Raw genomic sequence first — 11,820 nt, 5'->3', positions numbered from 1 at the left:
TCGGTCTCCTAGGTTGTGCGAGACCGATCGAGAGCAGGATCTTGAGTGCTGTTCTCGTCATCACCAAGCCTCCCAGACATGATCGCCAGCAGAACGAACAGCAGATCGCCGAACCCGCGGACCGCCAGGTGGATGTCGATCAGCGACAGAACCAGGACCATCCACCAAGCGACCTCGAGCGTTGCCGCGCACGCCCCTGCCGAGCCGGGACTCGCGGCCAGCCGACTGACCCCGCGCAGCACCGCGACCGACAGCCAGACGAACCCGATCAGCAACGGAATCCCGCCGGCCCAAAGGAAATACAGGTAGCCGGATTCGAGGTAGATGTGGTCCCGCCAGGTCTCCGGGGCGGTGAGCACCGAGTCAGGCGAGATCCCGAAGACGAAGTGCCCGTCCGCCAGCTGGGGCAGGTAGAAGGTGGTGAGGTTGTCCCACCGGCCGAGCCAACTGCGGGGCACGGTGTAGCCCTGCGTGAAATCCGCCATGCGGCCGAGGAACGCGGGCGCGCCGACGAGCGCGGCGATCCCCACGATCGGCAGGAACCTGGCCACCTGCTGCCGGGCCTGCGGGTAACGGCGCAGGATCAGCACCCCGGCCACGAGTGCGGAGATCCAGGTCGAGAACTGCCCGCTTGCGAGGACGCCGGCACCGAGCAGGACACCGAGCCCGATCCGCTCCCACTTGCCGAGGATTCCGCGAATGCCGCAGTACAGCAGGAGTACCAGCCCGACGGTGATGTAATCGCCGGTCGCGATCGAGGACCCCAGTGTCGCCGTGCCGCGGTCGCTGGCCTCGCTCGTGCTCGCATGCCAGAACCCGCTCAGCAACGTCAGCACCGGTTCGACACCCAGCGTCTGCAAGATCGCCACTATCGACAACCCAGCGGTCGGCCAGACCACCAGGCGGATGCAGCGGAGCCGCTGTTGCTCGGTGTGCACGGTCAACCGGACGAGCAGGAACAGCGCCACGAGTTTGCACACCGGCAGCAGCGCCATTAGATCGGAGCCGTGTGGTTCGGCGCCGCGCAGCATCATCGACGCGATCGGCCACACCGTGCTGAGCACCACGAAACCGGCTAGCGGGACGTCCAGCGGCCGGAGGCGCAGCGGGATCGGGTCACCACGTAGCAGCCGCAGCCAGCCACCGAGACACGCCCCGGCCACCAGCACGGCGAACAACGCCTCGTTCGGCCGCGCTCCCGGCACCAGCGCGCCCCGTTCGATACCCGCGAGAAACGGCAAGGTCAGCAGGTAGGCATAGGTCGCGAACACGGGACGGTACGCGGCCGCGGCGAAGAGCGCTGCGCCCACCATTGGTCCGACGACCACCGGTCCGGCCACGACGACGGCCAGTCCCGCCAGCGATGCGCACAAGGCGGCCCGGGTTATGAGCCGTGTTTCCGCGCGGTCCGGAATCCTGCCGGAGACCTCGTCGCGCCGGGGCAGCAGAGCGCTCATGGGCATCGTCCGATCCAGCTGATGCGCACCGCCCCGGCGTAGACCGCGATCGCCACCAGTCCGCACGCGCCGAGGGCGATCACACCTCCAGCCCGGCTGATCTCGCCGGTGCTCAGAAACCAGCGGCCGAAAGCGACGATCGGCACCATCGAGACGCAAGCGAGAAGAGCCCGCGCGATCTGTGCGTGGTCGATCCAGCGTTCGGGCCGCAACGCGGCTCGCAGCCCGAAGAGCACGGTCACCGCTCCGACCAGCTCACCCGCCAGCAGGCCCGCGCACAGCACCACCAAGCGGGATTTGTCGTCCGGCACGAGCAGTGCGGCGACGGTGACGGTGAGCGACGCGGCCAGGAGTGCGTAACTGGCCAGCCGCGGGCAGCGGGTGTTCAGCTGCGCGAACAGCGCATCGAGCCCGACCATGTGCACGCTCGCCGCGAACTGGGCGACTGCGATCACCGCGAGGCAGGCCGCGAGCTGGTCGATCAGCTTGTCCGAGTGCAATTCCCCGTTCGCCAGCATGCTCGCGACCGGGTGTGCGAGCGCGGCGAGCAGGAGCAGCGGAGGCAGGCTGGTGATCGATGCGAGCGTCAGGGCTTGTCGCCACGACGCGGCGAAACCGCTGTGGTCGTCGCGTGCAACTGCGGCTGACATCCCGGGCAAGACGACGGTCGACACTGCCCGTGCCCCCAACGCGGTCGGGACCTGCATGACCGTGTAGGCGCTCTGCACCACGATGACTCCGCCAGGCACAGTCGACGCGGCGGCCAGAAGCACGTACAGCGCGACCGATCGCGTGAGGGGCAGGCTGATCGAATTGCGCAGCCGTCGCAGGACGGACGCCACCTCCGGGTCCGGTCGCCAGCGCAATGACGGGCGCAGCGGCAGCCCCGCCCGGGCCGCCCCGAACAACTGGAGGCAAGCGTGCACCGCCACGGCAAGGGTGCTGCCCAGCCCGAGAACGACCAACGGGCCGGCCGTGATCTCCGCGACATCGAGCCCCGGCCCCCAGTGCACACCTACCACGACTACGGCGGCGATGAGCACCACGTTCTCCGCTGCGGGAGCCACGGCCGCCAGCGCGAAGCGTTCGCGGGCCTGCTGAGCAGCGGCTCCCAGCGCTGCCGCTGTGTAGAGCATGACCTGCGGGGCGACCAGCAGGACGAGCACTGTTGTCGTCTGCTCGGCTTGTTCCCGGAGCGAGGGTTGCGGGATGCCGAGGGTCAGGCACCATCCGAGCACTGGCGCGGAGAGCGCCACGATGCCGGCTAGCACTGCTGAAGCGATCAGCAGGAATCCGGTGACCCGGCCGAGCAGCCTGGTTGCCGCGTCTGGTCCGCCGCGCGCGAGCACCTGCACCACGGTCGGGACGATCACGAGAGCGAGCGCGGGCCCCGCGATGACGCTGTAGGTCAGGTTGGGGACCATGTTCGTGGCGACGAACGCGTTCGCGAAGTAGGTCGGGCCGAGCACCGCGCCAACCACGACGACCCGGACCAACCCGGTCAGTCGGCTGATGAGGATTCCGCCGGAGACGACGGCAGAACGCCGCACCGTTCTCCTGGCGGCTGGCCGGGACAGGCCGGCGCGCAGCACGGACCGAGCACTCACCGAATGCTCCACCGGCGGACCAGGAGCACAGCTGTGACGGCTGCGACCAGGAGTCCGGCGACCGCTCCGGCTGCCGTGGCGAACATGGGGCGGGGGCTGACGGGGTCGGTCACCGAGTAGGCCGGCACCACGACCTTGGGTTCGGACCGCGCGAGTTGGGTCATGCTGAGCTGGTCGAGCTGCGACTGCAACTGCTGCTCACGTTGCTTCAGGCCGTGCACCAGAGCTTCGGCGGCGGCCAGCGAGGGAGAGCCGGGTACTGCGCGCTCTCGCGAGACCTGCGCGTTCGCCTCGGCGAGCTGCGCCCGGACATCGGCGAGGTTTTCGAGCACGTAACCGTCCACTCCGGACTCGCTGTTGGTTCGCGCCACGTCCCGGTAGCGGTCGACGATCTCCCGGGTCCGGCGCACGGCGGCGTCGGGGGTACCAGCCCTGGCCTCCACCTGCAGGACCTCGCTGCTGTCCAGCAGCGACATCGTCACCGTCTTCTCCAATTCCTCCACCGGAAGCCGCTCCTGGTCGGCGACCGGCCCCAGCACCTGCCTGCTGCGCAGCAGCACCAGTTGGGTCGTCAGACTCCGGTCCTCGCGCAGGAAACCGGTCGACTTCTCCTCCCCGATCTCGAAGAGGATCTGCGCGCGCGCCGCGTACACCGGCGGCCACACCAAGGCCCCGATGAATGCGGTGCCGGCGCCGAGCAGCACGATCAGCAGAGATACGCCCAGCAGTCGCCGCTTGTTGGCCAGCAGTGCGGACCACGCCCGGCTTTCCGGCCCGGGCGGCGGGGTCTGCCGGTCTTCCCGGGCGCCGGGGAGCGGACTGGTGGGCGCGGCACCGGTTCTCACCTGTGCGGCGTCCAAGTGCTGAGCGTTGACCGGTTCGCCGTTGGAGTGTTGGGTTTCGGTCAAGGTCAGACACCTCGCAACGCGTCGCAAACCCGTACGACGTCGCCGTCGTCGAGCGTCGGGGAGATGGGCAGGGACAAGATCTGCGTGGCCGCCTCCTCGGCGATGGGAAGCCGTTCGTCGCATCCGGCGAAAGCCGGTTGCAGGTGGCAGGGAACCGGGTAGTGCACGCCCCACCCCACATCGGCAGCGGAAAGCGCCGCCCCCGCCTGTTCCCGCCGCAACGTCCGCACCACCGCGAGGTGGTGCACGTGCTCGGCTGCGGGGTCCACGGCGACCGGCTCGAAGGACACCGGCAGCGATTCCCGGTACCGGCGCATGAGTTCGCGCCGACGCGCGTTGTCCGAGTCCAGCCGCGGGAGTTTCAAGGACAGCGCTGCGGCCTGGATGCTGTCGAGCCTGCTGTTCCGGCCTGGCAGCTCGTGGCGGTGCCGGTCGTGCGCGGCTCGACCGTGGTTCGCGAGGCGCCGCACCCGGTCGGCCAACTCGACGTCGCTGGTGACGACGGCGCCGCCGTCGCCCAGTGCGCCGAGGTTCTTCCCGGGGTAGAAGCTGAAAGCGGCGGCGCGGCCGACACTTCCGGCGGGTTGCCCGCCGTAGCGCGCCCCGTGCGCCTGTGCCGCGTCCTCGATGAACGCGAGACCGCAGCGGTCAGCGAGCGAGCTCAGCGCCGGCACAGCGACCATTTGGCCGAACAGGTGGACCCCGATGATCGCAGCGGTACGTCGGTTCACCGCTGCGGCTGCCGCCGCGGGATCCATCAGCAGCGTGTCGGGGCGGACATCGACGAATACCGGTCTCGCCCCGGCCGCACGCACCGCTTCCGCGGTGGCGACGAAGGTGTTCGCCGGAACGATGACCTCGTCGCCGCCTCCGATGCCCAGCGCAGTCAAGATCAGTTCGATGGCGTCGGTGCCGTTGGCGACACCGACGCAACTGCGCGACTCGCAGTACGCGGCGAACTGCGTCTCGAACCGCTCGACTTCCGGCCCGCCGACGAACCGGCCGTGTTGGAGGACCGCCTTCCACGCCACTTCCAGATCCGTCTGCAGGTCGGCGTTGATGTCCACGAGGTCCAGGAAGGGGACCGCACCGGTGTTCCCGCTCATTGCACGGCCTCCCTGTAAGCCGGCTCTGCGAGCAGCTGCGCGGGTTCCACGTCATCGGCGGAGCGCTGGGCCGGAACGTCCAGAACCCGTACCGGCCGACCGGTGACCTGTGCCAGGTCCGACGCGCTGAGCACCCGGACGATCTCCAGGCCTTGCCGACCGGAGGTGTTGGGGACTCGGCCGGTGCGTGCGCAGTCGATGAAGTGGGTGTCCTGCACGAGCAGCGGCTCGCGGAACGCCACGTGCGGCGAGACGATGTCGCCGGAGCGGTAGGTGATCGGCATCGCGTGCGCGTCCGCCGGATCGTCGAGGCCGTGCGAGTCGACGCCGATGTCGTAGACGCGGATCCGGTCCTCGTCGGAAGTGTCGTCGTAGACCGCCATCTTCCGGTCGCCGACGACCGTCACGCGGCGGACCTTCTGCGGATTGAGCCAGCTGACGTGCACGAAGGCGTAGGTCCCGGACTTCTCCAGCTCCAGCCGCACGTGCGCCACGTCCGCGTGTCGCCCGTCGACGTGATGATGGGCCCACGTGGTGACCGACGCCGGCGTCTCGCCCATCAGGAACGAGATGATCGAGAGGTCGTGCGGTGCGAGGTCCCAGATGACGTTCACGTCCCGTTGGTAGAGACCGAGGTTCAGCCGCGCGGTGTCGATGTAGAGCACCCGCCCCAGCTCACCGGAATCGATGATCTCCTTGAGCTTCCACACGGCGGCGTTGTATTCGAAGGTGTGGCCGGCCATGAGCAGCACGCCACGTTCATCGGCGACATCGACGAGTCTTCGGGCGTCCTCGATCGAGGTCGCCAGCGGCTTCTCGACGAGGGTGTGCTTTCCCGATAGCACGGAGCGCAGCGCGATCTGCGCGTGCGAGCACGGTGGAGTTGCCACCACCACCGCGTGCACGTCGGGGAGAACCTCGTCCAGCTCGCACGCCGTGCCCGCCGCCGGGAAGTTGCGGTGAGCCTCGGCCAGCCGCCCGAGGTCCCGGTCGACGACCACCACCTCCACGCCGGGCAACGTGCTGAGAACGCGTACGTGCTTGGAACCCCAGTAGCCGTAACCGACTACTGCAACGCTCATGCTGTCCGTTCGATCCACGCAAGCCTCCAGAAACCGGTTGGGACGCAACAGGGATCCGGTGAGCCATCGTTGACCTTCATGCGGAGATCCGCTTGGTTGGCAATACCAAAGTGGATGCTCCACCGAATTTGTCGCACAGCGTCAGCGCGGTTCTGTCTGCCCACGAGCAGGCGAACCTCTGATTGGGACGCAGCGCCGTCACCTGCACGCCTGACTGCGGGCGCGCAAAGTGACCACGACGGCGGAAAACGAGCAATCCTCGCGGAATCGGTGCAGCCGAACTAGATCCACTTTCTGGAAACTGAAAATCGCAGCCTGATCGAGTTACATCGAGCTGCGGCTGACAGAATGCGGAGCGGATGGATGGCAGCGAGGGAGCCAGGACATCCTGCAGATCTTCGGCGGAAGATCGAAGTTTCCCCGGATCTCAGGCCGGCTTCGGTCGTGCAGTCGATCGCGAGACGGGGCGGCTGCACGCTGGTGCTCGGCCTGCGCAGCGCGTTCGTTCGACATCGAGTTCGACTTCTGCGAACGCTAGCGCGGCACATCCGCTGGCCGGCCTGTTGGCGGAACCACCGAATGAGTACCCCCGATTACCGGACCGTCCATATGGTGACGCGACAGGCGGCTCTCATGGCGGCAGGGGAGAATCGAATCATGCCGAAGATGTGCGCGCTTTTCATGACCCTCGTGATCTGTTGGGCGTTCATCTCGTGCGGAACACACAGCCACAAGCCTTCCCGGAGCACGGCCACGGTGACTTCATCGCCCTATCTTTTCTTCGGGTGGGGCAACCCTCCTGATCCGGTTGCGGTGATGAAGGAAACTGGCGTCAAGGCGTTCACCCTTGCTTTCATCCTCTCCGGTAATGGCTGCGATCCCGCATGGGACGGCGAACGGCCGCTGGGCGGAGACGATGCCGCTCAGATCAAGAGGATCCGCGACGCGGGCGGTGACGTCGTCGTCTCCATGGGGGGCGCCGCCCAGGAGGGGCGAAAGCTGGGCGAGGTGTGCCCGGACGAGCAGTCCCTGGCGAACGCGTACCAGAAGGTCATCGACGCCTACCAGCTCAAAGCGGTCGACATCGACATCGAGAAGGGCGAATTCAAATCCCCTGAAGCGCAGGACCGCGAACTCGGCGCACTGAGGATCCTCAAGCAGCGGAACCCCGGACTGAAGACGACCCTGGTGTTCCCCACGGAACGTACCGGCCCGAGCGACTTCGGCAAGCGGCTCATCCGACGAGCGCACGAGCTCGGCGCCAACGTCGACGTCTTCACGATCATGCCGTTCAACTTCGGGGGCACCGACATGACCCGCGATACGATCTCGGCCGCCGAAGGGCTCGCGTCGGAGATCGCCCGCACCTTCGCAGTACCGATCGAAGAGGCGTACCACAAGGCCGGCATATCGTCCAAGAACGGTGGGCTCGAGGAAACCGTGCGGTTGTCGGACTTCCACAATTTCCTGGACTACGCCAACGACCGACGTCTCGGCCGATTCACCTTCTGGGCGGTCAACCGCGACCGTCCCGGCGACCCGAGTCATGACGCGGGGAGCGGGATCCCCCAGCGCGACTGGGACTTCACCAGGGTCGTAGCGAGCTACCGCTCCACGGAGCCCTGATCGGTCCGGTCCGAGAACCGGAGAGCTGAATCTGCCCGTGTCACGAAGACTTGCTGATTGAACAGCCCAGGAGTCCGGATGATGTCTCTGCTCCGCCTGCACACCGCCTTGCGCCCACGAGTGGTCTCTGCCGTTACACGCAGCGTTGTGGAGCCCGCTCTGCGGACACCTTATCTGAGCACCGCCCGATGGTTGCCGGAGTTCTTCACGTGGCCTGAGCAAAAGCGGCGATCTTGGCAACGGGACCGGTTGCGCGCTGTCTTGCGGCACGCCCAGCAAGAGGTGCGGTACTACCGCGACGTGCTGGCCGGGCGGGACGTGGATGGGGTGGACCTCGCCGAGCTCCCCGTGATCGACAAGGCGATGATGCGGTCGTGCATGGACGATTTCTTGAGCCGGGGCTGGCGAGACATCCCGCACATCGCCAAGAAGACCGGTGGTAGTACCGGCGACCCATTCCAGTACCCGCTCGACAGGCGCGCCTGGATGCACATCTACGCGGCGAACCTGTACTTCTGGGAAAGCACCGGCTACCGCTACGGAGACCGCCTGGTAATGGTGGGTTCGCCGCCCTCATTGCAGTCCGCGAGCGAGGGTGTGAAGTCCCGCTTGCGCGCTCTCCTGGAGGGGCGCGTGGTCTCCGCAGCGGGATGCCATACCGACCCGAAGACGAGCCTGGAACGCGCGCTCACGGCCGGGCGCGCGGGGGGAGTGCTCTGGTACGGATACGCGAGTCATGTCGCAGCGATGGCCGACGCCGTACTGGAAGCCGGCGTGCGCGTGCCGGCGCCTAAGGCGATCGTCACGACGGCTGAGCTGTTGCTCCCGTCCTGGCGCGAACGCATCGAGCAAGCCTTCGAGGCGCCACTGCGCGACCAGTACGGGTGCAACGACGGCGGCATCATGTCGCAAGAATGCTCGCTCGGTCGGCTTCACCTCGCCGAGAACGTATCGATCGTCGAGATCCTCGACGACGCCGGCCGCCGGTGTCGACCGGGCGAGGAGGGTGACGTGGTCGTGACGAACCTGCACGCCCGGGCGCTGCCCTTCCTGCGATACCGGATCGGGGACCGGGCCGTGCTCGGCGCGGCGACATGTCCATGTGGCACGGAAGGCACATTCCTGGAGCGGGTGATCGGTCGGCAGGGCGACAGTTTGCACCTGCCGAACGGCAAGCACGTTTCGATGCACCCGCTCGGGAAATGCTTCTTCGACGCCCGTCACGTGCGTCGCTACCAGTTCGTCCAGCCGGAGCCCGGTCGTGTCCTGGTGCGTCTCGACGTCGAACCGGGTTTCGAGGCGGATGAGCGCTCGATGATACTCGGCGAAGTTCGACGCCTGGTGGGCAGCGCAGTCGACATCGACCTGACGACCGACGAGCCGCTGGAACGCACTCGGGGCGGCAAACACCGCGTAGTCGTGCGGACCTTCGACTCGGCGTGACTTCGTTGCGCACCGCGCCCACTTCGTCATCCGCGGCGTCAGACTGCCGAGAGCAGCCGCACACCACGGCAATGAGCCCAAGATGAAAGAAGCCACGAACCCAGCAACAACATCAACGCTTGATGCGCCGGATCACCGAGATCAACCGGCCCGCCCGCCTCCGGCAACCACAGCTGCACGCCCTGCTCGGCCAAAAATCATCACGGCCCGGAACTGATCACCGCAGAAAGCCCGCTCGTACTCACCCACGACCACGGCGTCAACCGTGCAGCTTGCGCAGTTGGCGGGCCTTCCCTTCGTGCTCCTGCCCCGCGCGGTCGGCCCGCGACTGGACGACCAGATCACCCGCCTGTGCGCCGCAGCCGGCTTCACACCGCAGATCGCCCAGCACGCGGTGGAATGGCAGACCGTTTTCAGCAGCCTCACGAGGACTACTGCTCGACGGCTGGTAATGACCCGACTGCTTCTCCGACACCGTCCACTCCCCCAAATCCATCCGTCGCCCCGCACCACCAGCGCGTCTAGCGCCCCCCAGCTCCGGTGGACAGTGCTGTGCGGCGCGGCGCGCTCTACTGCCCTTGGACTTCGATCACGGCCATGGTGCAAGCGAGCCCGGATGTACGAATGGTGACACTAGAGAGAAAGCGAAGGAAAACAGTCACGATCCTCCCAGTCGCCGTCGAAAGCCTCCAAGATCAGCTCGTACGCTCGCACTTTCCTCAAATCGCCGGATCGAGACCACTCCAGCCGCCGACTTTCAAACTCTTCCCTCAGCCACTGCCATCTGAAGCGCCAACCGAGATACTGCAATGACTCAATCACACCAGAATGCTCGCCGGAATCAAGCAGTCGGATGATCGCAGCCTTCATCGAGTCCAGATCTGGATATTGATCATATTTCCTGGCCACTTCATTCAGTATCGAATCAGCGGCCAGGATCGAGTTTCTCTCCTTGATAACCTCAACTACATCTTGAAGCCGGCGAAATATCCGACAAGACTCAGAATTTTCTGCTTCGCGGTTATCCATACCGTACCCGCCCCTAGCTACCATCGTTCCTTGTGCGTACGCGGCCCGATGTCGAAGCCAGCTCGCCCGAATGCTTCTTCTGCGGCCTCGCGAGGACTGCTACCCGACGACTGGCAATGCCCCGACCGGTCGCCTATGGACTTAATTCCACCATCGAAGAATCGGATATGAGCGCGACCTCCCCCAACCGCAATCCAGCAGAGCGCTAAGTGACTATCGAAAACCATCCGCTGCGCGGCTCTGTCAATCGCCCCTGAGAAACCAAGGATCGGCAGACCTCGGCAAGCTCCTCAAGACTCCTTGACGGCCCCTTTTCAGCGCTCATCGAAAAGCGCTTCACCCGCCAGGAGTCAAAACCTCCAGGACCTCCTCCAGGAACTCGACGTCAACCTCGGCACCGTCAGCCTCAATAAAGAGGCACCCTGAACCATGGAAGTTGTATTCAAGACCTTCGCAGATGGTTCCGGCCTTTTCCATGGCCCTCGACCGATACTGGCGGAGAAGACCAGCCAGTCCCCCCGCCCCCGGGTGGCAGCGCTGAACCCTTCAAGCGAACACGGTCTCGATCTGCACAGAGGCGACCGTACGCAGCCCCTCCAGCACCAGTAGCTCGGCTCCCGCGCGTACGTGAGACAGTACCAACTCCGGCACGAGGAATCCGACCAGGCAGCGGCGACTGTCATCATCTACTCGATCGGTCTCTTGCAGCAGGATGCTCACCTGGTCCGCCGAAGCCGGCCAGCCCGGCTGGACCTCGTCGTCGCCGCCTTGGACGAACACCGCGGTAGCCATATAGACGGGCGCGGTCGGTGGGCCTGACTTTCGTCCTCCTTCCTCAGGCGTGCGCCAAACAACCATGGCCTCAGCCACCGGCTTCTCGATCTTCTCCATCATGGCCACAACTCGATTCCGCTCATCTGCTCGTTGATCCGGGCAAGTTGGCCGCCGTCGGCGTAGTAGCCAGGGCCGACCCCATCCAACTTGCCCGCGTGAAAGTGCAACCCATCGGCCAACGCTCTGGGTATCCGCGTCGTGACAGTCAGGCCGTCACCACCGTTGAGCAGTTCGCCCCACCGGTCGGCGTGTTCGCCTTGCGTCGCAAACCACTTTCGCTCCATCTGGCCCTCGCCGGTCCCGAACCTGCCGGTCTTGGCAATGGAATCGAATTCGGCGGAGTCCACATTACGGAAGATCTGGACAATGTCCGCGGCGCCCCCAGAACCCTGCCGAGCAGCTACGCTCGATGATAGAGCGTTTGAGCTAGTGACATCACGGTCCGCACGAACGTCCACACCGTTGCCCGCTGCACCGCAGCCGTTGTAGAGAAGACTCCTGCTGTGGTTGTAGCCGTCGGTGCTGCTCCAGGTTTCGGTGATCTCACAGCCGTCACCGCTGTAAATCGCCTGCGCCTGTGGCGGCAACGGAGCCAGACCTCCAGCAGCGGTCAGCTCGTCCGGGATGAACGGTTCATCCGCGGCGGAGTCTGTTTGCGCTGCGTGCGCGAGCTTCCGCTGGGAGGCGCTGAGGGCCGCGTGCTCATTTCTGGATTGGTCCACGGTGGA

General features: G+C 66.1%; 11 protein-coding genes and 1 pseudogene. 2 read left to right on the top strand and 10 right to left on the bottom strand.

The genetic code is table 11. The features are described from left to right. Positions 1 to 8: 8 nt before the first annotated feature. From BLW84_RS13050 to BLW84_RS13030, 5 genes are read right to left on the bottom strand one after another with little or no spacing between them, the layout of a single operon-like run. Complete coding sequence (locus BLW84_RS13050; RefSeq protein WP_093265307.1) at positions 9 to 1,457, bottom strand: O-antigen ligase family protein; 1,449 nt, start codon at positions 1,455 to 1,457, stop codon at positions 9 to 11. Continuing rightward, entirely contained in the window at positions 1,454 to 3,064 is a 1,611-nt protein-coding gene (locus BLW84_RS13045; protein WP_177226437.1) for a lipid II flippase MurJ, read from the bottom strand. Before BLW84_RS13045 ends, BLW84_RS13050 begins: the two co-directional genes overlap by 4 nt. Then, a complete protein-coding gene (locus BLW84_RS13040) occupies positions 3,061 to 3,972 on the bottom strand; it encodes a YveK family protein (protein ID WP_093265304.1) in 912 nt (303 codons plus the stop codon). Before BLW84_RS13040 ends, BLW84_RS13045 begins: the two co-directional genes overlap by 4 nt. 2 nt (positions 3,973 to 3,974) lie before the next feature. Then, positions 3,975 to 5,078: a DegT/DnrJ/EryC1/StrS family aminotransferase gene (locus BLW84_RS13035; RefSeq protein ID WP_093265303.1), complete on the bottom strand. Its 1,104-nt coding sequence runs from the start codon at positions 5,076 to 5,078 to the stop codon at positions 3,975 to 3,977. Beyond that, the gene (locus BLW84_RS13030) at positions 5,075 to 6,160 is read right to left on the bottom strand and encodes a Gfo/Idh/MocA family protein (RefSeq protein ID WP_093265301.1); all 1,086 of its coding nucleotides are present in this window, start codon (positions 6,158 to 6,160) and stop codon (positions 5,075 to 5,077) included. The genes BLW84_RS13035 and BLW84_RS13030 overlap by 4 nt, the downstream gene beginning before the upstream one ends. Positions 6,161 to 6,739: 579 nt before the next feature. On the opposite strand from BLW84_RS13030, the gene BLW84_RS13025 reads away from it, so the two are divergent. Then, the gene (locus BLW84_RS13025; protein WP_245761117.1) at positions 6,740 to 7,786 is read left to right on the top strand and encodes a chitinase; all 1,047 of its coding nucleotides are present in this window, start codon (positions 6,740 to 6,742) and stop codon (positions 7,784 to 7,786) included. Between the two features lie 192 nt (positions 7,787 to 7,978). After that, on the top strand, positions 7,979 to 9,229 hold the full coding sequence (locus BLW84_RS13020; RefSeq protein WP_143060934.1) for a phenylacetate--CoA ligase family protein: 1,251 nt from the start codon (positions 7,979 to 7,981) through the stop codon (positions 9,227 to 9,229). Positions 9,230 to 9,488: 259 nt separating this feature from the next. On the opposite strand, the gene BLW84_RS47420 is transcribed toward BLW84_RS13020, so the two are convergent. From BLW84_RS47420 to BLW84_RS46120, 5 genes and pseudogenes are all read right to left on the bottom strand, one after another. Then, positions 9,489 to 9,704 (bottom strand): hypothetical protein, encoded by a 216-nt coding sequence (locus BLW84_RS47420; RefSeq protein WP_177226436.1) that lies wholly within the window; start codon positions 9,702 to 9,704, stop codon positions 9,489 to 9,491. Between the two features lie 158 nt (positions 9,705 to 9,862). Further along, complete coding sequence (locus BLW84_RS46125; RefSeq protein WP_143060933.1) at positions 9,863 to 10,258, bottom strand: hypothetical protein; 396 nt, start codon at positions 10,256 to 10,258, stop codon at positions 9,863 to 9,865. Positions 10,259 to 10,463: 205 nt separating this feature from the next. Next, a pseudogene (locus BLW84_RS50295) lies at positions 10,464 to 10,771 on the bottom strand (DUF6896 domain-containing protein). Positions 10,772 to 10,804: 33 nt separating this feature from the next. Next, positions 10,805 to 11,152 (bottom strand): hypothetical protein, encoded by a 348-nt coding sequence (locus tag BLW84_RS13010; protein WP_143060932.1) that lies wholly within the window; start codon positions 11,150 to 11,152, stop codon positions 10,805 to 10,807. Further along, the gene (locus BLW84_RS46120; RefSeq protein WP_143060931.1) at positions 11,149 to 11,814 is read right to left on the bottom strand and encodes a hypothetical protein; all 666 of its coding nucleotides are present in this window, start codon (positions 11,812 to 11,814) and stop codon (positions 11,149 to 11,151) included. The genes BLW84_RS13010 and BLW84_RS46120 overlap by 4 nt, the downstream gene beginning before the upstream one ends. Positions 11,815 to 11,820 lie beyond the last annotated feature (6 nt).

It is taken from the genome of Saccharopolyspora shandongensis (genome assembly GCF_900106995.1).
GTDB lineage: Bacteria > Actinomycetota > Actinomycetes > Mycobacteriales > Pseudonocardiaceae > Saccharopolyspora > Saccharopolyspora shandongensis.
This window is presented reverse-complemented; position numbering and strand designations above follow the sequence as displayed.

What these genes read in the sequence shown, in the direction of transcription:
- BLW84_RS13035 (WP_093265303.1), bottom strand. Translation starts at nt 5,078, where the DNA reads ATGAGCGGGAACACCGGTGCGGTCCCCTTCCTGGACCTCGTGGACATC.
- BLW84_RS46125 (WP_143060933.1), bottom strand. Translation starts at nt 10,258, where the DNA reads ATGGATAACCGCGAAGCAGAAAATTCTGAGTCTTGTCGGATATTTCGC.
- BLW84_RS13050 (WP_093265307.1), bottom strand. Translation starts at nt 1,457, where the DNA reads ATGAGCGCTCTGCTGCCCCGGCGCGACGAGGTCTCCGGCAGGATTCCG.
- BLW84_RS13025 (WP_245761117.1), top strand. Translation starts at nt 6,740, where the DNA reads ATGAGTACCCCCGATTACCGGACCGTCCATATGGTGACGCGACAGGCG.
- BLW84_RS13030 (WP_093265301.1), bottom strand. Translation starts at nt 6,160, where the DNA reads ATGAGCGTTGCAGTAGTCGGTTACGGCTACTGGGGTTCCAAGCACGTA.
- BLW84_RS13010 (WP_143060932.1), bottom strand. Translation starts at nt 11,152, where the DNA reads ATGATGGAGAAGATCGAGAAGCCGGTGGCTGAGGCCATGGTTGTTTGG.